Here is a 22,603-nt window from a genome sequence, read left to right as displayed (position 1 = left end):
ATGGCTAAGATTGAAGATAAGCAGCTTAGATGTTCTTTTTGTGGTAAATCACAAAATGAAGTCAAGAGGCTTATAGCAGGCCCAAATGTTTATATATGTAATGAATGTGTTGAATTATGCCAAGAAATAATTGAAGAGGAATTCATAGATTATGAATCTGAGTATGATTATGCAGATTTACCAAAACCATCTAGCATAAAGACAAGCTTAGATGAGTATGTAATACAACAAGAAAGAGCTAAAAAAGCTTTGGCTGTTGCGGTGTATAACCATTATAAAAGAATAAATAAAAAAGCAAGCAAGAAAGAAGATATTGAGATACAAAAAAGTAATATATTGATGATAGGGCCAACTGGTTCTGGGAAAACATTGTTAGCACAAACATTAGCAAAGATTTTAAATGTTCCTTTTGCTATTGCTGATGCAACTGCATTAACTGAAGCTGGATATGTAGGTGAAGATGTAGAAAACATAATCCTAAAGCTTATTCAAGCAGCTGATTACGATATTGAAAGAGCCGAGAAAGGAATTATCTATATAGATGAAATAGATAAGATCTCAAGGAAATCTGAAAATCCTTCTATAACTAGAGATGTAAGTGGAGAAGGAGTTCAACAAGCCTTACTAAAGATATTAGAAGGAACTGTTGCAAATGTGCCACCTCAAGGGGGCAGAAAACATCCACATCAAGAGTTTATTCAAGTTGACACCTCCAACATATTGTTTATTGTAGGGGGAGCTTTTGACGGGTTAGAAAAAATAATTCAATCTAGAGTGGGGAAGAAATCTCTTGGATTTGGAGCTGAAATCAAGTCGAAGGAAGAGAACAGAGCTAGGCTGTTGAATAAAATACAACCTGAAGATTTAATAAAATATGGTCTTATACCAGAGTTTGTAGGCAGATTGCCAGTTTTGGTAACATTAGAAGAATTAGATGAAGAAGCTCTTGTAAAAATACTGACAGAACCAAAAAATGCTATCGTAAAACAATATAAAGAGTTGTTTAATATCGATGGTGTAGAACTTGAGTTTGAAGAGCAAGCACTAAGAGCAATTGCTAAGAAAGCTATTGAAAGAAAAACAGGAGCTAGAGGTTTAAGAAGTATAATAGAAGAAAAAATGGTTGATATAATGTTTGAAATACCAGATAGAGATGATATAGTAAAATGTGTTGTAACTAAAGAGACTATTGAAAATGACCAAAGCCCTACTTTAGTTTTTTCTGATAGAAAAGCTAAGATTAATAAAAAGAGCAACAAAGAATCGGCATCATAAAGGCTCACTTGTGTGGGCTTTTATTTTGCTATAAAGAGGTGAATACCATGGATAAATTATATACAGTAGTAGAAAAAAAATTACCTTTGATACCTTTAAGAGGAGTATCCATTTTCCCGTATATGGTTATACATTTTGATGTAGGGAGAGAGAAATCGATACAAGCACTTGAACATGCTATGATTAGTGATTCAATGATAGTTTTATCTACTCAAATCGATCCCAAAATTGACGATCCTACTGAAAATGATTTTTATAGAGTTGGAACAGTTGCTATTGTTAAGCAAATGTTAAAGTTGCCAGGAGGAAGCATCAGGGTTTTAGTCGAAGGAATAAATAGGTGTAAAATTAAAGAGTGTGTAAAAAGTGAACCATTTTTTGAAGTGCTGATAGATGAATATATATATAATCCCGAAAATTTGGAAAAGACCACAGAAATTGAAGCTATGATGAGGCTTATTCTAAATGATATCGAAGAATATTTAGATTTAAATCCTAGGACATCTGAGGAATTATTAACTACTGTTGAAGACATAGAAGATCCGGGAAGACTTGCTGATGTAATAACAAGCTATATATTTTTAAAACAAGAAGATGATCAAGCTGTATTGGAAGCATTTGATATTTCTGAAAGGCTAGAAGTTTTGCATAAGATATTACAAGCTGAAATAGAGTTGTTAAAGATAGAGGATAAGATCAATCAAAGAGTTAGAAAACAAATAAGTAAGATTCAAAAGGAATATTATTTAAGAGAACAATTAAAAGCAATTCAAAAAGAACTTGGAGAGGAAGAAGATTATTCATCAGAAATCGAGGACTTAAAGGAAAAGATCAAGAAAGCTAAAATGAGTAAAGAAGCAGAAGAAAAGGCTCTTAAGGAATTAGAGAGATTATCTAAGCTGCCAAGTTATTCCGCGGAAGTAGGAGTAATTAGGACATATCTTGACTGGCTAATAGAATTACCATGGTCTAAAGAAACAAAAGAAAAAATTGATATTAAGCGTTCAAGAAATATATTGGACGAAGATCATTTCGGGCTAAATGACGTAAAGGAAAGAATTTTGGAATTTATAGCAGTTAAGAAAATGACAGGCACTTTAAAAGGACCTATTCTGTGCCTAGTAGGGCCACCTGGAGTAGGCAAAACTTCTATTGCAAAATCTATTTCTAAAGCATTAAATAGGAATTTTGTCAGAATGTCTTTAGGAGGGGTTAGGGATGAAGCGGAAATCAGAGGACATAGAAGGACCTATGTAGGCAGTATGCCGGGAAGAATAATTTCATCCATAAAAAAAGCAGGTACTAGAAATCCAGTGTTTTTATTAGATGAGGTAGATAAATTGGCAAATGATTTCAGGGGAGATCCTGCGAGCGCATTATTGGAAGTTTTAGATCCTGAACAAAATTCTACATTTACTGACCACTATCTAGAAGTTGCTTTTGATTTATCGAAGGTTATGTTTATAACCACTGCTAATACAACCGCATCAATACCTCAAGCTCTCTTAGACAGGATGGAAGTAATAAGGATTAGTGGATATACAGCAGAAGAAAAATTTGAAATAGCTCGAAGGCATTTAATACCAAAACAATTGAAAGAGCATGGCCTTACTAAAGATAATTTTTCAATTTCTGATCAAGCTCTAACAATGGTAATCAGTAATTATACTCGTGAGGCTGGTGTTAGAAATCTAGAGAGGAATATCGCCAATTTATGTAGAAAAGCTGCAAAAAAAATTGTTGAAGAAGGGATTAAGAAAGTATCAATTAGTGCCAATAATCTCGATAAATATTTAGGTTCACCGCGATTTAGATTTGATACAGTCAAAGACGAAGATTTAGTCGGGGTAGTAAATGGTTTAGCCTGGACTGAAGTAGGCGGAGATACACTTAGTGTTGAAGCTATAGTAATGAAAGGAAAGGGCAATATTCAGTTGACTGGACAATTAGGAGACGTAATGAAAGAATCTGCTATGGCTGGTATCAGTTATATTAGAGCAAATGCTGAAAGATTTGGTATTGATCCATACTTTTACAAAAATTATGACATACACATTCATGTACCTGAAGGAGCTATACCAAAAGATGGGCCATCGGCTGGAGTTACAATGGCGACAGCAGTTATTTCTGCATTAAAAAATGTTAAAGTAAAAAAAGATGTCGCAATGACTGGAGAAATAACTCTAAGGGGAATAGTACTTCCAGTTGGTGGGATAAAAGAAAAAGTTTTAGCGGCACATTTGATGGGAATAAAAACTATCATATTGCCTGAAGACAATAAAATCAATTTAGAAGAAATACCTGATAAAATCAAAAAAAACATTGAGTTTGTTCTCGTCAAAAGCTTGGATGAGGTTTTGGAAAAGGCTCTAATAGTTTCTGGCGGTGATGAAGATGAAAGTAAATAATTCTAGTCTCGAGAAGATAGCAGTATCTAAGGAAAACTATCCCAGTGATAGCCTACCTGAGATAGCTTTTGTCGGAAGATCAAATGTAGGAAAGTCATCATTGATTAATGCACTATTAAATAGAAAAAACTTAGCCAGAACAAGTAGCAAACCGGGGAAAACAAGAACTATAAATTTTTATTTAGTAAATGATTCTATACGTTTTGTTGATTTACCGGGTTATGGGTATGCTGAGGTTTCGTTTGCAGAAAGAAATAAATGGGCCGATATAATAAATGAGTACCTCTTTGAAAGAGATAATCTAAAAGCAATAGTGATGATAGTCGATATACGGCATGAGCCAACAAAAAATGATTTAATGATGTTTGAGTTTTTAAAATCATATGATTACACTAATATTGTAGTTGCAACAAAAGCGGATAAAATATCAAAAGGTCAATGGCATAAAAATTTAAAAATTATATCTGACAAATTGGATTTAAAGGATGGAGTTGAGTTGCTGCCTATTTCATCCGAGAAAAAGTTAAATATAGATAAATTATGGGAATTGATAGATGGGTTGGTCTAAAATAAAAAGACCAGTATATATACTGGTCTTTGATTATTCTTCTTTTTCAAACATATCTTTAGTAGCACCACATAGAGGGCAAACCCAATCTTCTGGTAAATCTTCAAAAGCTACACCAGGCTCAATACCTCCATCTGGATCACCTTCTGCTGGATCATAAACATATCCACAAGGACCGCATACCCATCTTTCCATATATACTCTCCTTTCATAACTAAAATTTTGTATATCTGTATTATATCACAATATTTTAAATATTGATATTACAATTTAATTATAACTAGATTATATATATTAAATATGGGTAAAATACTTATAAATATGATAATGGATGTGGTAAAAATGAATTACATTTACAAAAGCGCAGTATGTAGCGATTTAGAATATATTAAATCTTTCATAGATAGAACAGTAAAGACTCTTAATTGCATAATTAGCAATAAAGACATATTATTTGATATAAAAGTTATTTTGAATGAGCTTATTGTAAATGGGGCATTACATGGCAATGAGTGTATGAAAGAAAAATGCGTTAATCTTACTATAAAAGTAGATAACGATATGCTCACTATCGAGGTCGAAGATGAGGGCAGTGGAATAATTTATAACTTCGATGAATACAATCCATCTGATTTTAAATCTTGGGGAAGAGGATTGGTTCTTGTGAAAGGTTTATCAGATGAGTTTAGAGTAGAAAATAATAGAGCCATATCAATAAAAAAACTTTGTTAATAAATCGATATATATTCATATCTAATTGATGCAATAACTCAAATCTATTTTATTTCTTTTGTATACGCCCGCCTTTCATGAAGAATTAATCGGACCTCTTAGCTAAAATTCATTTTTTGATTTATTAGAATAATATTGTTGAATTAATAATTGGTATTATAAACTAAGAGAAAATTTCTATTAGTTTATAATTTTTTGTAAGTATGAATATTTGCAAGTTATGGTATAATTACTTGATATCAGTAATTGAGTTAATCAAAAATGAATTTTTGTTTTTTTAATCAGATATTTGACTTTATTAACAAATCCGCAAAATTTAATATAATTTACTTTTAATGAGGAGGAAGAAGTATTGAAAATATTCTTGATTGTTGTTGGGACGGTATCTTTATCTTTGGGAGTAATTGGAATACCGCTTCCTATTCTGCCAACAACACCTTTTTTATTGTTATCAGCTGCCTGCTATATAAGAAGTTCTGATAAACTTTATGATTGGCTAATAAACCATCAATACTTAGGTAAGTATATCAAAAATTATAGAGAAAATCATTCAATTCCTAAAAAGGCAAAGGTTATATCAATAACTACTTTATGGCTTGGGATTTCTATTTCTGCTTGGCTTATTAGCAAGTTAATAATATCTGTAATTTTATTTATAGTAGCCATTGGAGTAACTATTCATATAATGTCATTTAAAACTATATAAAATCATAGTAACTTTTATAAATTTAAGTTTTAAATAAATTTAATATTAAATGTTTTATTCAGTTTGTAATATACTTAGCGCAATTTATATCTAAACCTTATAAATTTAAGTTTAAATTATAATATATTTATGGTAAACTTATAAGGTTAAGAATTAATAATAATTTAAATGAAATTTTAGGAAGGAAATGTAATATATGAAGAGAGAAGACATTAGAAATATAGCCATAATTGCACATGTTGATCATGGCAAGACAACATTAGTTGATAGTTTATTAAAACAATCAGGGATATTTAGACAAAATCAAGTGGTTGAAGAGAGGATAATGGACTCAAATGATATTGAACGCGAAAGAGGTATAACAATACTATCTAAAAATACTGCTGTTATCTATAATGGTATAAAAATTAATATTGTTGATACTCCTGGACATGCTGATTTTGGTGGAGAGGTAGAAAGAGTTCTCAAAATGGTAAATGGTGTAGTTTTGCTAGTTGATGCATTTGAAGGGCCTATGCCACAGACTAAGTTTGTTTTAAAAAAAGCATTGGAGCTCAATTTACCCGTTATTGTTGCAATAAATAAAATTGATAGACAAGATGCAAGGCCAGATGAAGTTATAGATGAAATATTAGATTTGTTTATAGAATTAGGGGCTAATGACAATCAACTAGATGCACCATTTGTATTTATTTCTGCTAAACAAGGGACAGCTACTTTAGAGATTGAGACACCAAAAGAGGATTTAAAGGATTTATTTGAAACGATTATTAATTATATACCAGCTCCTGAAGGTGATGAAAATGGTAAAGGACAAGTTTTAATTTCTACAATTGATTACAATGATTATCAAGGCAGAATAGGTATAGGTAAAATTGAAAGAGGAGAATTAAAAACTAATCAAGAAATATATATTGTAAATTATGCTCATCCTGAGAAAAAAGAGAAAGCGAAAATATCCAAAATATATGAATTTCAAGGATTAAATAAAATAGAAGTCGAAACTGCTAAATTTGGGAGCATTGTTGCAATAACAGGACCTTCTGAAATCGAAGTTGGAGATACCATATGTGATATCGATGAAATTGAAGCACTTCCATTTGTAAAGATTTCTGAGCCTACTCTTTCGATGACTTTTAGTGTAAATGACAGCCCATTTGCGGGTAGAGAGGGAGAGTTTGTAACATCTAGACAGTTAAGAAACAGGTTGTTCAAAGAACTTCAAACAGATGTTAGTTTGAGGGTAGAAGAGACTTCCAGCACTGATTCATTTAAAGTTTCTGGCAGAGGAGAACTTCATTTATCCGTTTTAATAGAGAATATGAGAAGAGAAGGATATGAGTTTCAAGTATCTAAACCTGAAGTTTTATACAAAATAATAGACGGCAAAAAATACGAACCAATAGAAAGAGTAATCATTGATGTAAGCACAGAGTATATTGGAATCGTAATTGAAAAGTTAGGACAAAGAAAAGGAGAGCTAGTAAGCATATCTGATAACAGCTCTGGATATTCTAGATTAGAGTTTTTAATACCAGCAAGAGGTTTAATAGGATATAGACAAGAGTTTTTAAGCGATACAAAGGGCAATGGGATTTTAAATTCAATTTTCGAAGGATATGAACTTTACAAAGGTGACATACCAAAAAGAAAAGTAGGCTCTCTGATTGCATTTGAGACTGGAGAAGCCACTTCATACGGTTTATATCAAGCTCAAGAAAGAGGAGTACTTTTTATAACACCAGGCACGGAAGTTTACGAAGGAATGGTCGTTGGCTCAAATCCTAAAGGGCTAGATATTGAAGTAAATGTCACAAGGAAAAAACAGCAATCGAATATAAGAGCAGCTGGATCTGATGAAGCTCTTAGATTATCACCTGCCAAATCTTTATCCTTAGAAGAAGCACTAGAGTTCATTGAAAGTGATGAATTAATAGAAATTACACCTAAGAATTTCAGGATTAGAAAAAGGATATTAAACTCAAATTTAAGATATAAATCTAAAAAGTAACAATAAGAGGTGTTCTTATGAACGATTTTGCATCTGCATATTTTCTTATCTTTTCCAATCTGTTTTGGGTTAATTTAATTTTGGCAATCATCCTTGTTTTTTTTGAAAGAAGAAATCCAACTTCTACATGGTTATGGCTTATGGTATTATTTTTTCTGCCTATAGTTGGATTTATTTTCTATTTGATAATTGGACAAGATCTCTCAAAGAAAAAAATGTTCAAAATTAAAGCTGAAGAAGATGATTGCTTTGATGAAATGGTGAAAGAGCAGGAAGAATTATTTAATTCTCCTGAGTTTAGTGATGAGTATAAAGAATTTTTTGTATATGAAGATATAATAAACTTACATCTTAAAGGGGATAAATCAATTTTTACCTATAATAATGATGTGGAATTGCTATTTAATGGGAAAGATAAATTCAAGGAACTATTTGAAAGTATAAAGAAAGCAAAAAAATATATCTATATAGAGTACTATATTTTTAAAAGTGATCATATAGGAAGCAAATTATTAGAAATATTAACTCAAAAGGCTAATGAAGGTGTAGATGTAAAACTATTAGTGGACGGTATGGGAGGAAGAAAATTAAGAAAAAAATCTCTTGAACCGCTAAAACTTGCTGGAGCAGAAGTTGCTTTTTTCTTTCCTTCAATAATTCCTTTCGTAAATACAAGGGTTAATTATCGCAATCATAGAAAAATATGCGTAATAGATGGGAAAGAGGCGTTTCTAGGAGGATTTAATGTAGGAGATGAGTATTTAGGTTTATCTAAAAAATTTGGGGATTGGAGAGATACTCATATCAAGATAACTGGCGAAGCAATTAGCTTTGTTTTATGGCAATTTTTTGTTGATTGGAGGTTTGCAACAAAGAAAGAACTAAAGGGATGTCAGACTTCTATAGAAAATCTCCCAAACAACAAAACTGGTATTCAAATTGTAAGCAGTGGACCTGATTCTAAGTGGACAGGAATTAAAGATGGTTATTTTAAAATGATTTCAAACGCAAAGCATAAATTATATATTGAATCTCCTTATTTTATACCAGATGATAGTATATTCGAAGCATTAAAAATTGCAAGCCTTTCAGGGGTAGATGTTCGCGTTATGGTACCTAATAAACCGGATCATCCATTCGTATATTGGGCTGGAACGAGTTATATGGGAGAGTTGCTAGAGGCAGGAGTTAGATTTTATACTTATCAAAAGGGATTTTTACATTCAAAAGTATTGATAATGGATGACTTTGTTTCTTCTGTAGGCACAGCGAATTTAGATATTAGAAGTTTCAAATTAAATTTTGAGATAAATGCGTTTATCTATGATAAAGTGATAAATAACAAATTAACAGAAAGATTTATCAATGATATAGACAATTGCAAAGAAATGACATTGGAAGAATATAATAAACGATCTAACATAATAAAAATTAAAGAATCTTTTTCAAGGTTACTTTCACCTATACTATAAGGCTCAGCATATGCTGAGCCTTATAGTATTCATTTAAAATTTCTTAACTGTTAATTTTATTATTTCAAGAATTGTTTCTACAGCCTTTTCCATGCTTTGTATTGGAATATATTCATATTTCCCATGAAAATTATAACCACCTGTAAATATATTTGGGCAAGGTAGCCCCATGAAAGACAACCTTGCTCCATCAGTACCACCTCTAATGGGTTGAATTCTAGGTTCTATACCTATACTAATCATCGCTTCTTTAGCAAGATCTATTATATACATATTAGGCTCAATTTTTTCTTTCATGTTATAATAAGAATCATTTATCTCTAGATCAATAATATCACCATACTTCTTATTTAAAAATTCTACGATTTCTTGCAATAGTATTTTTTTATTTTCAAATAATTCTTTAGAATGATCTCTGATAATGTAAGAAATTGTTGTATTTTCAACTGTTCCATTAATATTTGTCAAATGATAGAATCCCTCATATTTTTCAGTGAATTCAGGTCTCTCGTTTACAGGAAGCATAGAATTTAATTCCATAGCAACCAAGATTGAGTTAACCATCTTTCCTTTTGCGCTACCTGGATGCACATTTCTCCCTTGAATAGTTATTTTAGCACTTGCTGCATTAAAGTTTTCATATTCTAATTCTCCCAATGGACCTCCGTCAACTGTATACGCAAAATCGGCACCGAATTTTTGAACATTAAATAGATCAGCACCTCTACCTATTTCTTCATCTGGAGTGAAAGCTATCCTTATCTTACCATGTTCAATTTCAGGATGAGTTAACAAATATTCCATAGCAGTAATTATTTCGGCAATTCCAGCCTTATTATCAGCGCCTAATAAAGTTGTTCCATCGGTGGTTATTAAATCTAAACCTATGTTTTCTAGTAGGTCGGGAAAATCATTAGGGGACAGTACAATATTCTTTCCTTCGTTTAGTATTATATCATTCCCACTGTAATTTCTTATTATTTTAGGGTTAACATTTCTGCCTGACATATCTGGGCTTGTATCCATATGCGCAATAAATCCAATTACAGGGAGTTTCTTATTGGTATTTGATGGGCATGTTGCCATCACATATCCATTTTCATCAACTTCCACATCCTCAAGGCCTATTTTACTAAGCTCTTCTGCTAGCATTTTAGCAAATTCTAATTGATTTTTTGTGCTAGGGCAAGTAGATGATTGCTCGTCTGAAGTTGTTTCGATCTTGACATATTCTATAAATCTCTTTGTTAAATTTTCCAACACCTATCACTCCTTAATTTTTTAAATCTATCTATTGTATAATTATATCATTTTATATATTATATAAGAAAGTACAAAAGGAGGGGAACAAAGTTATGAATGTGAAAATTATTACGGACTCAGCTAGCGATTTACCAGAAGAAATATTAAACGAATATGTGATAGATGTTCTACCTATGACAATAATAAAAGACAATACGGAATATAAAGACATATTAGAAATATCACCTAAAATGATATATGATGGGATGAGAAATAAAGAAGTTTTTAAAACAGCCCAAGTTTCTCCAATAGCATTTGAAGAAAAATTTGAATATTATGCTCAAAAAGGAATCCCTGTAGTATATGTAGGATTTTCATCTGAATTATCATCTACTTATCAATCTAGTGTAATAGCTAAAGAAAATATATTAGAAAAATATCCTGAAGCAAAAATCGAAGTAATCGATACTTTAGCAGCTTCAGGTGGTTGTGGGCTAATTGTTTTGGAAGCTGCAAAATTGGCAAAGGCTGGTGCAGATGTCGAAACTATACTAGAAAAGGTTAAATTAGCTAAAGAATCTATAGACCATATATTTACTGTTGATGACATTGAATACTTATACAGAGGAGGTAGGGTTTCTAGAACCTCAGCAGTTTTAGGAGGAATGTTAAACATAAAACCTATACTTGAAGTAAAACAAGGCAAACTTGTTCCTTTAGAAAAAATTAGAGGAAAAAATAAAGTTTTACCTAGAATGGTTGAATTGATGGGAGAAAGAAGTGTCGATAAAGATTTTACAGATGCTACAATATGTATAACTCATGGTGATGATCTAGAAGGTGCACTTAAATTAAAATCTATGATTGAAGAAAAGTATGGGGCGAAAAATTTTATCATAAATATGATAGGAGCAACTATTGGGGCTCACTCTGGCCCTGGAACTATAGCCTTATTTTACCCTAAATATAAACTTTAAAATTTCAGGATTTAAAGTGATGTAAAAATTAGACAATATTCAAACAATTATATAAATTAAAAACATATTGAAATTCACAAGAAATTAATATATAATCAATGTAATACCTAAATTGGTCTGAATATTCTTTCGAAGGCCTAAAGAGGTAAAACATTTATTAAAATAAAAAAGGGGGAAATTTCATGAAGAAAAAAAGTATAGTTCTACTTTTGGTGTTCACATTGTTGCTATCAATGCTAGCTGGATGTTCTACAACTGAAGAGCCTGTAACACCAGAAGAACCTGTCGTTGAGGAACCAGTAACTGGTGGAAAACCAACTAGTCCAACAGGGCAACTAACTATTGGTAATACTACTGAGCTTTCTGGGGATTGGGTTCCTTATTGGCAAAACAACGCAGCTGATTACGACATATACAATTTCATAACAGCTTTATCCACAGTAGATATCACTTTTGGTGGTGAATATGTAGTAAATGATGCTGCTGTAGAAAAATACGAAACTACACTTAACGAAGATGGATCAAAAACTTACACATGGACAATTAAAGATGGGCTTGTTTATGATGATGGTACTCCAATTACTGCAAAAGACTATGTAGCAAGTGTACTATTGTGGTCATCTTCAGTAGTTGGCGAAATGGGAGCAAGTAATGATTACGGTTATTACCTAAAAGGATGGAAAGATTACTCTTCTGGAGCAACAAAAGAGTTTGCAGGTGTTAATTTAATAGATGATAAGACATTTTCTGTTACAATAGCAGCAGAAAATATCCCATACTTCTTTGAACTGACTCTAGCAAGTATAGCACCAACCAAGCTATCTTTCTGGACAGATGAAACTGTTGAAGTTAAAGATGATGGAAATGGTGCATATTTATCAGAAAACTTCACAAAAGAAAATTTTGAAGAAAGAATTAATTTAGCTAGAAGAGAAGTTCCTAGACCTTCTACTGGACCATATGTATTAAAGAGCTATGATGAAGCAGCTAAAACAGCTGTTTTAGAAGTAAATCCAAACTTTCCTGGTGATTATACTGGACAAAAACCTTTAATTCAGACAGTAATATACAAGAAAGTAAATCAAGAAACAGCTTTTGATGAATTATCAACAGGATCTGTTGATCTTATATCAGGAACAGTTGGTGGAGACGAAATTAATGCAGGTCTTGATTTGGTTGAAAAAGGTGGATTCTCTTACACAGCATATCCAAGATCTGGTTATGGTAAAATTCAATTCCAATGCGATCATGGACCAACACAATTTGTTGAAGTTAGACAAGCTATAGCTCACTTAATTGATAGAAACGACTTTGCTAAGGCATTTACTGGTGGATTTGGTTCTGTAGTAAATGGGCCTTATGGTGAATCAATGTGGTTCTATCAAGAGACTAAAGCAGAATTAAATCAAAAATTAAATCAATATCCATACAGCCTTGAATCAGCAAAAGAATTGTTAGACCAAGCTGGATTCAATCTTGATGCAAATGGGAATCCATATGAATCAGGAATTAGATATAAGAAAATGGATGATGGTACTTTAATGCCATTAATCATTGAATGGGCATCAAGTGAACAAAATGCAGTTTCTGATTTGCTAGTAGTTAAATTGCAAGAAAATCCAGATTTAGCAGCTGCTGGTATTCAAATAAATCAAACTGTAATGACATTTACTGAATTGTTGAATTATCTATACAGGGATCCAACTCAAGGCGCAAAATACGGAGTGCCAACATATCATATGTTTAACTTATCAACTAATTACCCTCCTGTATATGATCAATCAACAAAATATACAACAGATCCAGTTATGTTTGAACAAGGTTACAATACAAACTTTATTTTGGATGAAGAGCTAGATAGATTGGCTCAAGAAATGGTTAAAGTTGATCCTGAAGACAGAGAAGGATTTAAACAAAAATTTGTAGAATTTGTAGAAAGATGGAATTATTTGTTGCCAGATGTTCCATTGTATTCAAATATTTACCATGATTTCTACAATGATAAATTGAAAGATTATGAAATCAACGCTTTAGTTAGGATTTCACAGGCGATTTTATACGCATATGTAACAGAGTAATTCAATAAAAATTTCATATTTACTAAGAAATAGGGGAGCTTCCCCTATTTCTTAGTCTAAAGAACATTTTACCAGTGTAAATTCATAAATTATTTTAAGAATATGCATTTTTTAAGAAACATAAAATTTGATTTAAGGCGGGGGGAAAATGCTTAAGTACGTAGGAAAGAGAATAATGTATATGATTTTGGTGTTTCTAATCATGTCAGTAGTACTTTTCTTCTTATACAATTTGATTCCAGGTGACCCAGCAAGAGCTGAATTAGAACCTTTAAGGAACAAATTAACAGCAGAAGAATATCAGTATAGATATGAGCAAGCACGTCAGAGACTAGGCCTTGATGATCCACTACCTGTGAGATACGCAAAATGGATGAGTGGTGTGCTTCGAGGAGATTTCGGTATGTCATCTGTATATAAATTACCTGTTAACCAAGTGATTATTAATCCTATGAAAGTTACAGTTTTTATAAACATTTTTTCGATTATAATCACATTAGCTATAACTATTCCTCTTGGAATATTTACAGCCGTAAAGAAAAATTCTGTTTTTGACAAGTCAGTGCAAGTATTAACTATTGTTGGATATAGCATTCCAGTATTTATAATTGCACTATTATTTATATATTTATTTGCTGTAAGATTGGGATGGTTCCCTGTAAGTGGACTAAATACTCCTAATTTTTCTGGCACACCTTGGGAAGAGTTTAAAGATATGATGTATCACTTAGCATTGCCTTTAGGAGTATTAGTAGTAGGTTCTCTAGGAGGATTAACTAGATATGTAAGAGCTGCTATGATCGATGCATTGAGCATGGATTACATAAGGACTGCAAGAGCTAAAGGACTTAAAGAAAGAGTTGTCATTTTTTCACATGCATGGAGAAATGCACTTCTACCAGTTATAACACTAATCATTAGCTGGCTAATGAGTGTATTTGCAGGGTCGCTAGTTGTGGAGAGAATGTTCAATCTTAAAGGAATGGGAGATTTTTATATATCGGCATTGACTAATCAGGATTATAATGTAGCACTAGCAATACAATTATTCTATATAATACTTGCTCTTCTTGGTAATTTATTATCAGACTTAAGCTATGGTATAGTAGATCCAAGAGTAAGAGTAAATAAATAAGGAGGAGAAACATGCAAAAAGATAACAATCCAAAGAAAAAAAGATTTTCCCTCCTTAGAAGACTATTTGGTGGGAAAAACGAATTGTCTATTTATGAAGAAGAATTAGTTCAAAGTCCTTTTAGGACAATTATTTCGAATTTTAGAGACAACAAGGTTGCTATGACTGGATTTATAGGATTCATGATAATTTTAGCTATAGTTCTCATAGGACCGCTATTTATTCCTATAGATCTATCTTTCTCAGAGGTGACTCAGATTAATGTTGCACCAGGTCTTGATATGATGAAGGTTCCTAAAGAACTTCAAGGCAATATAAAGCAAATTTCTGTTGGGCCAACTTTTTCAGTAGGTATTTCAAATGATGGAGAAGTATTTATATGGGGGAAAACTAGAGTTTCTTCAGCTTTAGATGTTGCTAATATACCTAATGATATGGGTAAAATTGTTCAAGTTGCTGCAGGTTATGATCACATAATGTTTTTAAACGAAGATGGCAAACTATTTTTCTCAGGAAATAACAGACAAATGCAATCTACTCCTCCTTATGAGGTACAAAATTTGAAAAATATAAAGCAGATTGAAGCAGGATATCAATCATCCATTGTTTTGACTGATGATGGATATATATATTATTTTGGGAATTCTATGAATAATGACTATAACGAATTCCATGATTACCAAGGCCAGATTGAAAAGATAGTCACCACAGCGGATGGAGTACTAGGATTAACAAAATCAGGTGAAGTAGTATATTTGGGGAATCAACAAAATGCATATACTAGAATTCCAGAAAATATGGGGAAAATTGTAGATGTTGGAACAACTGCGAACACAGTAGCTGCTGTAAATGAAGATGGAAAAGTATTTGTTTGGGGAAATATTTCAACAAGAGGAGAAGGAAATCCACCTGAGCTAGTTGATGATAAAATAGTAGCGATACAAGGGGGAAGATTTCACTATACTGCTTTAACGGAAAATGGCAAAATCGTTTCATGGGGTGCTAATAATTATAATCAGTCAGATGTTCCTTCTGGATTAAGCGATGTAACAGTTGTTAGCTATTTCACTGATTATTATCAAAACTATGCAATCGATGAAAATGGAAACCTACACACCTGGGGATTAAAAGGATATCTTTTGGGTACGGACGAGCTAGGCAGAGATATATTATCTAGGCTAATAAACGGTGGTAGAATGTCTGTATTTATTGGAGCAGTAGCTGTAGTAATTTCTACTTTTATAGGCATAATAGTTGGTAGTATTTCTGGATTTGTCGGGGGAAAAGTAGACATGGTGTTGCAAAGAATTTCAGAAATGGTTTCATCATTACCATTCTTACCATTTGCGATGATACTGTCTTCACTGATTGGTAATAGAATACCTCCAAATCAAAGAGTATTTTTGATCATGGTAATATTAGGTCTTTTATCATGGCCAGGCTTACAAAGACTTGTAAGAGCTCAAATACTATCTATTAGAGAACAAGAATACGTTACTGCTGCTAGATCAGTTGGTATAAAGCAAGTAAGTATCATTTTTAAACATATATTACCAAATGTTGTTTCTGTAATAATTGTTTCTGCAACTTTGTCTTTTGCAACCAGTATGCTTACAGAAGCCACTTTATCCTACCTTGGATTTGGGGTACAGCCTCCTCAGCCGACATGGGGGAATATGTTGTATGGCGCTAACAATAGTATAGTTATTCAAAATTACTGGTGGAGATGGGTATTTGCTTCCATTATATTAGGTGTATGCGTTATTTGCATCAACTTAATTGGAGATGGATTAAGAGATGCGATTGACCCTAAATCTCAAGAACGTTAGGGGGAATAATAGATGGCACTATTAGAAATTAGAGATCTTCACACATTTTTCAAAACAAAAAGAGGCATAGTAAAAGCAGTAAATGGTGTAACTTATTCAATAGATCAAGGGAAAACCTTAGGACTTGTTGGAGAATCTGGAAGTGGGAAAAGCGTATCAGCAATGAGTATTATAAAGTTATTGGATGGCAATGGGTATATCGAAAGCGGAGAAATTATATTTGATGGTCAAAATTTGGCAGATGTACCTATTAGAGAAATGACTCATATAAGAGGGAATGATATTTCTGTTATTTTCCAAGAACCAATGACCTCTTTAAATCCAGTCTTTACTATAGAAAGGCAAGTCGCAGAGCCTTTCATAATACATCAAAAAATGAGTAAAAAACAAGCTAATAAGGAAGTAGTAAACATGCTTTCGCTTGTTAAGATACCGAATCCTGAGTCAGTTGCAAAGCAATATCCACATCAACTTTCAGGTGGTATGAGACAGAGAGTTATGATAGCGATGGCTTTGGCATGTATGCCTAAACTATTGATTGCAGACGAACCTACCACAGCTCTCGATGTTACAATACAAGCACAGATATTGAACCTAATGAATGACCTTAAGTCCCAAATAGGAACATCGATTTTATTTATTACTCACGACTTAGGAGTAATAAATCAAATGGCAGATGACGTCGCTGTTATGTATTGTGGGCAAGTTGTTGAGAAAGCACCAAGAAAAACAATTTTTTCAGATATAAGCAAATACATGCATCCTTATACTGAAGGGCTTATGTTTTCAATTCCTAGGTTAGATACAGAAAAAGGAAAAAGACTGGAAGCAATACCTGGTTCAGTACCTCATCCACTAGATTTACCTAAAGGATGCAAATTTGCACCAAGATGTAAATATGCAACAGATAAATGCAATAATGAAGAGCCTAAACTTCTCAATATTGAAAATGATCACCAGATAAGGTGCTTTTATCCAGAGAAAGGGGTGAGAGCAAATGCCTAACCATAAAGATAACAAGAAAGTATTGATTAGGGTTGAGAATTTAAAACAGTATTTTCCTGTAAAAAGAGGTTCAATATTTAATCCTGAGCATTTGTTTGTAAGAGCTAACGAGGATGTTACATTAGATATATATGAAGGAGAGACATTTGGTCTAGTAGGAGAGAGTGGTTGTGGGAAATCTACTTTAGGAAGAACACTACTTCAATTATATCAGCAAACAGATGGAAGAACACTTTACTATGGAAAAATCATAGAAGATATAACACCACAATATGTTCTTGAAACTTTTAAGAATTTAAGTAAGGAAGTTAACGAGCTAAATCACCTAAGAAATAGAGAAAATCAAGATAAATTGAATTATGAAAAATTGCCGGATGGAAATGAAAAATTTAAAGCATTAGAAAAATATAGAGAGTCCGAAAAAAAAGCAAGAAACAAATATCTTGATATAGTAGAATTAGTAGGAGGATTTATTGTTGCTGATGATCTAACACAGATATCTAATGTTTTAACTCGACAATTTGAAGTTAAAATACAAGCTAGAGAAATAAGAGATGAAATTAACAAATTGCAGATAGAAATTGATGAATTAAAGGCTAAAGGTAAAGGTACTGACAAGCAAGTCAACAAAATCGAAGAATTGAAAGCTGAATTAACTAAAAAAGAAGAAGAAATAAATAAATATGAAACTGAGATAATTAAGCTTAGAGAAAAATATAAAGATCATCCTGATTTTCAAAAACATGAAAAATTAAAAGATGATGGGATAAATTTAGCTAAATTAGAAGATGAAGAAATGAGGAGATTAAGAAAAGACTTACAATTAATTTTCCAAGATCCATATTCTTCATTAAATCCAAGATTAACTGTTGGTCAGATAATTTCAGAAGGTTTATTTGCACATAATATGTTTCCAAAAAATAGTGATCAAACTCAAGCATATATTTTGGAAACTATGGAAAAATGTGGACTCGCACCTTATTTCGTGCATAGATATCCTCATCAATTTTCTGGCGGACAAAGGCAAAGAATTGGAATTGCTAGATCCATAGCGCTAAATCCAAAATTCATAGTTTGTGATGAAGCAGTATCCGCACTTGATGTTTCAATTCAATCGCAGATTATCAATCTTTTAATTGATTTGAAAGAGAGAGAGAATTTGACTTATTTGTTTATAAGTCATGACTTGAGTGTAATAAGATATATTAGCGATAGGGTAGGGGTAATGTATCTAGGAAATATTGTTGAATTAGCAGATACTGAAGAAATTTTTGAACATATGATGCATCCTTATACGCAAGCATTGTTATCAGCTATACCAACTACTGATCCAGAAGGAACAAAAATTGAAGTTTTAGAGGGAGATATACCTAGCCCAATTAAACCTCCTACTGGATGCAAATTCCATACAAGATGCAAATATGCAACTGAAATTTGTTCACAAGTTCAGCCGGAGTTTGAAGAAGCTAGACCGGGGCATTTTGTGGCTTGTCACCATAAATTAAATGTGTAATTAGAAATGATGTGATTTAATTGTTTTTTCAAGACAAAGTAGATCGTGCTTTTAAATGGCTAAATGATAAAAACAAAAAAGCAGAAGTAGAAGAAAATGAAGATATTGAGCTAGAAAAACTTGATATTCTAGCGATAATCATATCTGCTGTTATAGTTTTTTTGCCAATTTTAATAGTACTGGGGTTAATTATATATTTTGTATTGAGATTATAAAATATCGGCACTTTTTGTGCCGATATTTTATTTGACAAGAAGAATCATTAGAACTATAATATCACAAAGCATAAAATTCATAATATTGGAGGGATATATATGAGTACTATAGCAGCTTTTTTCGATATTGATGGAACAATATTTCGAAAATCTCTAATGATAGAGCATTTTAGGAAGTTAATTGCATTTGAGATAATAAGTCCTGAGATATGGTATTCTAAGGTTGAAAAAGCATATTTGGATTGGGAGAGAAGATATGGTGATTTTGAGGAATATTTAGAGATATTAGCTGAGGTATATGTAGAAGAACTAAAGGGAATAAGAAAAGATTATATTGAATTTATAGCTAAGCATGTTATTGAATTAAATTGGGACATGGTATATAAATATTCAAGAAGGCAAATAGAATGGCACAAAGAAAATGGGCACAAAATATTCTTCATATCAGGTAGTCCAGATTTTTTAGTGTCAGAAATGGCTAAGAAGTATGGTGCTACTGAATACAGAGGTTCTGCATATTTGGTGGATGAAAACAACTGTTTTACCGGAGAATTAATTAAAATGTGGGATTCTGAGAGCAAAGCTAAAGCTCTCGACGAAATAATAAATAAATATGATGTAAATTTGTCTGAGAGCTTTGCATATGGAGATACAACTGGCGATTATTCAATGTTAAAATTGGTAGGAAACCCAATAACTATTAATCCTAATTTTGAACTCCTTAATATGATTAAAAAGGATGAGGATTTATCTAAAAAAATTCAAATTATTGTTGAAAGGAAAAACGTAATTTATAAGTTGGATTCTAATGTTGAACTCATTTGATTTTACTTAGTTCATCAATAAATTGAGATTGTTTGACTGCAATTGAATCCAATATATTGTAACTTGTTAGTGTTAACTCATATTTGGCTCTAGTAATACCGACATAAAAAAGCCTGCGTTCCTCTTCGAATTCAATTGGGTTGCCATCATTTAGAATGTCTAGACTTGAAGAACTTGGGAATTGGCCATTTATTAAATCTATGATTATAACTTTATCGAATTCTAGACCTTTAGCTCCATGAATAGTGGATAAAGTTATATTGCTTTGTACCTTTGAAGATTCTTTGATATTTCTTTCTAAACTTATCAATTTGTTACGCAGTTGTTCAGTATTATTAGTATCATTTGCAATTAGCTTTAAATAAAATATCATTTGCATAAGAGTTTCATAAGTATATCCTAGCCTGTTACAATTCTCTTTTATATACGAATGGTAGTCTAAATTAAATACTATATAATCAATAGCGTTTTTAGGCTTTAATTTAGAAAGTTTTTTAAAATCCAATTCTAATTCCCTTATTTTCATCTTATAAAACTCACTCAAGCCAGGGTAAGAAAGCATATTGGAGAACACATCATTATTTTTATTATTTGTACTTGCCCAAAAAACCATTTTTTTAGAAATATAGCCTTTTTTCTTGTAATATATCTGAGAATATTTCAAGAAATTCTTAGTATCATTTGCAAACTCTAAAAAGCAAAAAATATCTTTAATTAACCAATGATTGAAGAATTTCAGCTTAAAATCTCTCATACTAAATTTATAGTTCTTTTCAGATAAGCAATAAATTAAACCTAATGAAGATAAATTGTTTCTATATAATATTGCAAGCGACTCATCTTTATTTTTTTCAATCTCCTTAATTAAAAATCCATATTGGTCTAAAATCGTACTAAATTTCAAAATTTTAATCGGAGAGCTGTATGGATTACTAGTAAAAATATCTTTTTTGTATCTATTCAAATTATTTGATATAAATGAATAACTTGCTTCTACTATATTTCTAGATGACCGATAATTTTCTTTTAGATAGTATATATGGCCATTTGGATACATTTTTTTAAACTCTAGCAGTTGTTTTGGATAAGCTCCTCGAAAACCATAGATAGATTGGTCATCGTCAGCAACAACAAATATATTATTTTTTGGTTTAGCAATTAAACTAATTATGTTAAACTGAATTATAGAAGTGTCTTGCCCTTCATCTATTTGAATATAATCAAATTTGTTTTTATACAGATCAAGTATGCTATTATCAGTTTTTAGAATGCTATGAGCTTTTGTCAACATATCATCAAAATCTATTAATTTTTTATCTAACTTGTATTTTTCATAATTATAATAAATATCAATAAAATTTTCTATGTCTACCCTTTTGTTTTTAACAAATTCCTCTGGAGTAATACACATATTTTTGATAAAACCTACATATGAAAAAAAGTTTTCAAGTTTTTCTTCTGTAATTTGATTTCCAGTAAGGTTTTTATAAATTGCAGAAACTATTGAATATTTATTTTTATCAATGTATTCATTTTCAATTAATATATATTTTTGATTAGCTTTTCTCTCATAGGTTCTAATTATTTCATAGCAGAAAGCATGAATTGTCATAAATTTTGGAACAATATTAGCAGATGGAAATGTTTCTTGAAATCTTCTTTCCATATCAATAGCAGATGCCTTGCTGAAAGTTATTGAAAGAATTTTTCTGGGATTAATATTTAGTCTTTTTGTTAGATAATATACTCTATGAATCAAAACAGTAGTCTTCCCAGAACCAGGAACTGCTAAAACCAGTGCAGGGCCATTTAAATGAGAAATAGCTAGATTTTGTTCTTTACTAAATTGCATTTTAGCCTCCTAAAAAGATATTATATGTCTAGTTTTAATTATACTCTTTATTCATTTGTAATAATATACTATAATAATATATAAGTTAAGAGGTGAATGATGAAGAAAATATTTGAAAAGTTTGATAATTATTTCTTTAGTATATTTAATAATAAGATTAAAAATAGTTATTTCGATAAAACTATGATATATATAACTAACATGGGAGGAGCAATATCGAATACTATTATTTCTTTTATTTTAATTTTTTTAGGTAATAATAAAATAAAATTGATAGGGATTGAATTATTAATAGCTCTATTCTTTAGTCAAATAATAGTTCAGTTTTTAAAAAGGACACTTGGTAGAAAAAGGCCATATAAAGTATTGGATAATTTAAATACCTATGGCATAGAGATGAAAGACTATTCATTCCCTTCAGGGCATACTACTGCTAGCTTTTGCCTAGCTACTGTATTTTCGTTAAATATCCCACACCTATCAGTAGTATTTTTTATATTTGCAGGATTGGTTGGGATTAGTAGGATTTATCTTGGAGTTCATTATCCATCAGATGTATTAGCAGGGATTATACTTGGCATTATTTCTTCATTTATCGTTCATTATAATTTTCAATGGGCTGTAGAGGCAATAAACAATATTTTAGCAATGATAAATTTATAATAGATAGTTGCAGAATACAAAATTAAAAATATATAGAGTTATCCACAGCTAAAATTAAAAATTCAATAGATTTTGCAATTAAACAATTAATTAATTA

General features: G+C 31.4%; 19 protein-coding genes. 16 read left to right on the top strand and 3 right to left on the bottom strand.

From position 1 onward, the window contains the following. Genes clpX through yihA form a run of 3 tightly spaced genes read left to right on the top strand, consistent with a single transcriptional unit; the run spans position 1 to position 4,251 of the window. Complete coding sequence (clpX, locus tag ACTB1H_RS03660) at positions 1-1,275, top strand: ATP-dependent Clp protease ATP-binding subunit ClpX (protein ID WP_463261484.1); 1,275 nt, start codon at positions 1-3, stop codon at positions 1,273-1,275. A gap of 47 nt (positions 1,276-1,322) precedes the next feature. Then, the gene (gene lon, locus ACTB1H_RS03655) at positions 1,323-3,683 is read left to right on the top strand and encodes an endopeptidase La (protein ID WP_463261483.1); all 2,361 of its coding nucleotides are present in this window, start codon (positions 1,323-1,325) and stop codon (positions 3,681-3,683) included. Further along, positions 3,670-4,251 carry a ribosome biogenesis GTP-binding protein YihA/YsxC gene (gene yihA, locus ACTB1H_RS03650; protein WP_463261482.1) on the top strand — a complete coding sequence of 194 codons (582 nt, stop codon included), beginning with the start codon at positions 3,670-3,672 and terminating at the stop codon, positions 4,249-4,251. The genes lon and yihA overlap by 14 nt, the downstream gene beginning before the upstream one ends. A gap of 33 nt (positions 4,252-4,284) precedes the next feature. Here yihA and rd read toward each other — a convergent pair whose 3' ends face one another. Next, positions 4,285-4,446: a rubredoxin gene (gene rd, locus ACTB1H_RS03645; protein ID WP_463261481.1), complete on the bottom strand. Its 162-nt coding sequence runs from the start codon at positions 4,444-4,446 to the stop codon at positions 4,285-4,287. Between the two features lie 147 nt (positions 4,447-4,593). Between rd and ACTB1H_RS03640 the strand changes: the two genes are divergently transcribed. From ACTB1H_RS03640 to cls, 4 genes are all read left to right on the top strand, one after another. After that, on the top strand, positions 4,594-4,983 hold the full coding sequence (locus ACTB1H_RS03640; protein WP_463261480.1) for an ATP-binding protein: 390 nt from the start codon (positions 4,594-4,596) through the stop codon (positions 4,981-4,983). Between the two features lie 352 nt (positions 4,984-5,335). Next, complete coding sequence (locus ACTB1H_RS03635) at positions 5,336-5,689, top strand: YbaN family protein (RefSeq protein WP_463261478.1); 354 nt, start codon at positions 5,336-5,338, stop codon at positions 5,687-5,689. A 196-nt stretch (positions 5,690-5,885) separates the two neighbouring features. Next, entirely contained in the window at positions 5,886-7,700 is a 1,815-nt protein-coding gene (gene typA / locus ACTB1H_RS03630) for a translational GTPase TypA (RefSeq protein ID WP_463261477.1), read from the top strand. 17 nt (positions 7,701-7,717) lie between these two features. After that, positions 7,718-9,172, top strand: coding sequence for a cardiolipin synthase (gene cls, locus ACTB1H_RS03625; protein WP_463261475.1), 1,455 nt, complete (start codon positions 7,718-7,720; stop codon positions 9,170-9,172). A 33-nt stretch (positions 9,173-9,205) separates the two neighbouring features. Here the strand turns inward: cls and pepT are convergent, their stop codons facing one another. Then, a complete protein-coding gene (pepT, locus tag ACTB1H_RS03620) occupies positions 9,206-10,432 on the bottom strand; it encodes a peptidase T (protein ID WP_463261474.1) in 1,227 nt (408 codons plus the stop codon). Between the two features lie 95 nt (positions 10,433-10,527). Here pepT and ACTB1H_RS03615 point away from each other — a divergent pair, with 95 nt between their 5' ends. From ACTB1H_RS03615 to ACTB1H_RS03580, 8 genes are all read left to right on the top strand, one after another. Next, complete coding sequence (locus ACTB1H_RS03615) at positions 10,528-11,391, top strand: DegV family protein (protein WP_463261473.1); 864 nt, start codon at positions 10,528-10,530, stop codon at positions 11,389-11,391. 182 nt (positions 11,392-11,573) lie between these two features. Then, the gene (locus tag ACTB1H_RS03610) at positions 11,574-13,469 is read left to right on the top strand and encodes an ABC transporter substrate-binding protein (protein ID WP_463261472.1); all 1,896 of its coding nucleotides are present in this window, start codon (positions 11,574-11,576) and stop codon (positions 13,467-13,469) included. A gap of 148 nt (positions 13,470-13,617) precedes the next feature. Next, entirely contained in the window at positions 13,618-14,604 is a 987-nt protein-coding gene (locus tag ACTB1H_RS03605; RefSeq protein WP_463261471.1) for an ABC transporter permease, read from the top strand. Positions 14,605-14,615: 11 nt separating this feature from the next. Further along, positions 14,616-16,433, top strand: coding sequence for an ABC transporter permease subunit (locus ACTB1H_RS03600; RefSeq protein WP_463261470.1), 1,818 nt, complete (start codon positions 14,616-14,618; stop codon positions 16,431-16,433). 12 nt (positions 16,434-16,445) lie between these two features. Next, entirely contained in the window at positions 16,446-17,438 is a 993-nt protein-coding gene (locus tag ACTB1H_RS03595; protein WP_463261469.1) for an ABC transporter ATP-binding protein, read from the top strand. After that, positions 17,431-18,951: an ABC transporter ATP-binding protein gene (locus tag ACTB1H_RS03590; RefSeq protein WP_463261468.1), complete on the top strand. Its 1,521-nt coding sequence runs from the start codon at positions 17,431-17,433 to the stop codon at positions 18,949-18,951. Before ACTB1H_RS03595 ends, ACTB1H_RS03590 begins: the two co-directional genes overlap by 8 nt. A gap of 20 nt (positions 18,952-18,971) precedes the next feature. Next, a complete protein-coding gene (locus tag ACTB1H_RS03585; RefSeq protein WP_463261467.1) occupies positions 18,972-19,166 on the top strand; it encodes a hypothetical protein in 195 nt (64 codons plus the stop codon). Positions 19,167-19,265: 99 nt separating this feature from the next. Next, entirely contained in the window at positions 19,266-19,991 is a 726-nt protein-coding gene (locus ACTB1H_RS03580) for an HAD family hydrolase (protein WP_463261466.1), read from the top strand. Here ACTB1H_RS03580 and ACTB1H_RS03575 read toward each other — a convergent pair. Then, a complete protein-coding gene (locus ACTB1H_RS03575; protein ID WP_463261465.1) occupies positions 19,984-21,843 on the bottom strand; it encodes an ATP-dependent helicase in 1,860 nt (619 codons plus the stop codon). The two genes, ACTB1H_RS03580 and ACTB1H_RS03575, sit on opposite strands and share 8 nt — an antisense overlap. A 99-nt stretch (positions 21,844-21,942) precedes the next feature. Here ACTB1H_RS03575 and ACTB1H_RS03570 point away from each other — a divergent pair, with 99 nt between their 5' ends. Beyond that, positions 21,943-22,506, top strand: coding sequence for a phosphatase PAP2 family protein (locus tag ACTB1H_RS03570; protein WP_463261464.1), 564 nt, complete (start codon positions 21,943-21,945; stop codon positions 22,504-22,506). Positions 22,507-22,603 lie beyond the last annotated feature (97 nt).

It is taken from the genome of Soehngenia sp. (genome assembly GCF_055108775.1).
The sequence above is the reverse complement of the archived record's forward strand: the minus strand, read 5'-3'. Positions and strand labels throughout refer to the sequence as shown.